This window comes from Rhodococcus jostii NBRC 16295 (genome assembly GCF_001894825.1).
GTDB classification, from domain to species: domain Bacteria; phylum Actinomycetota; class Actinomycetes; order Mycobacteriales; family Mycobacteriaceae; genus Rhodococcus_F; species Rhodococcus_F jostii.
Genome location: NZ_BCWY01000256.1, coordinates 1 through 855 on the forward strand (window position 1 = coordinate 1; position 855 = coordinate 855).

Below are 855 nucleotides of genomic sequence, written 5' to 3' on the forward strand. Positions count from 1 at the left end.
CGGCGTACGCGATCAGGGCGACGGTGCCGCCGCCGACCCCGTTGAACAACGCCACCAGCTGCGGCATCGCGGTCATCTTCGTCCGCAACGCCGGCGGCACCCCCAACACCACACCGATCACCAGACCGGTGACGATCAGCACCCAGTTGGAGGTGCCGCGGATCGCGATCAGGGTGGCGACCACGGCGACGACCATGCCGGCGGCGGCGATCTGGTTACCGCGGACCGCGGTCTTCGGGCCGGTCAGACCCATCAGACCGTAGATGAACATCGCGAACGCCACGATGTAGAGCACGTTGACGAGGTATTCCATTACTTGTCCCCACCCTTCTCAGCAGCAACGGGTGCGGTGGGTTTGGACTTGAACATCGCCAGCATCCGGTCGGTGACCACGAAACCACCGACCACGTTGATCGTGCCGAACACCAGGGCGACGAACAGGATCACCTGCAGCCCCCACGGCGGGTTCTCGACCTTCCCCAGCACCACCAGGGCGCCGAGCACGACGATGCCGTGGATGGCGTTGGTGCCCGACATCAGCGGGGTGTGCAACGTGTTCGGGACCTTGGAGATCACTGCGAACCCCACAAACCCGGACAGCACCAGGATCGCGATGTTCGCCAACAATTCGGTATACATCAGACGGCCGCCTTGGTGTCCGGACGAACATCGGTGTCGTCGTAGAGTTCCTCGGACAGGTCGACGAAGCCATACGCCCGCCGGGGCACCATCACACGGTCGAGGAACACCGCCAGCGGTGTCGCGAGTGTTCTGAAAAGTGTTGTGATCATGACGTTTCCTTGGTGTCGCGGGTGACGCAGGACGCGGCGAGGACCTCGTCCGAGAAATCGGGGA

At 63.6% G+C, this 855-nt stretch carries 3 protein-coding genes; all 3 read right to left on the bottom strand.

What is annotated here, in order from left to right:
* A partial coding sequence (locus tag RJ1_RS45060) for an NAD(P)(+) transhydrogenase (Re/Si-specific) subunit beta (protein ID WP_174695096.1) occupies positions 1 to 313 on the bottom strand: 313 nt, incomplete at its 3' end.
* Positions 313 to 639 carry an NAD(P) transhydrogenase subunit alpha part 2 gene (locus RJ1_RS45065; RefSeq protein ID WP_073371140.1) on the bottom strand — a complete coding sequence of 109 codons (327 nt, stop codon included), beginning with the start codon at positions 637 to 639 and terminating at the stop codon, positions 313 to 315. The genes RJ1_RS45060 and RJ1_RS45065, both read right to left, overlap by 1 nt.
* Positions 639 to 791, bottom strand: coding sequence for a hypothetical protein (locus tag RJ1_RS47150; RefSeq protein ID WP_162850269.1), 153 nt, complete (start codon positions 789 to 791; stop codon positions 639 to 641). The genes RJ1_RS45065 and RJ1_RS47150 overlap by 1 nt, the downstream gene beginning before the upstream one ends.
* Positions 792 to 855: the final 64 nt, after the last annotated feature.

Excerpts from the sequence above, each read along its gene's own strand:
- RJ1_RS45065 (WP_073371140.1), bottom strand. The coding sequence starts at position 639 with ATGTATACCGAATTGTTGGCGAACATCGCGATCCTGGTGCTGTCCGGG.
- RJ1_RS47150 (WP_162850269.1), bottom strand. The coding sequence starts at position 791 with ATGATCACAACACTTTTCAGAACACTCGCGACACCGCTGGCGGTGTTC.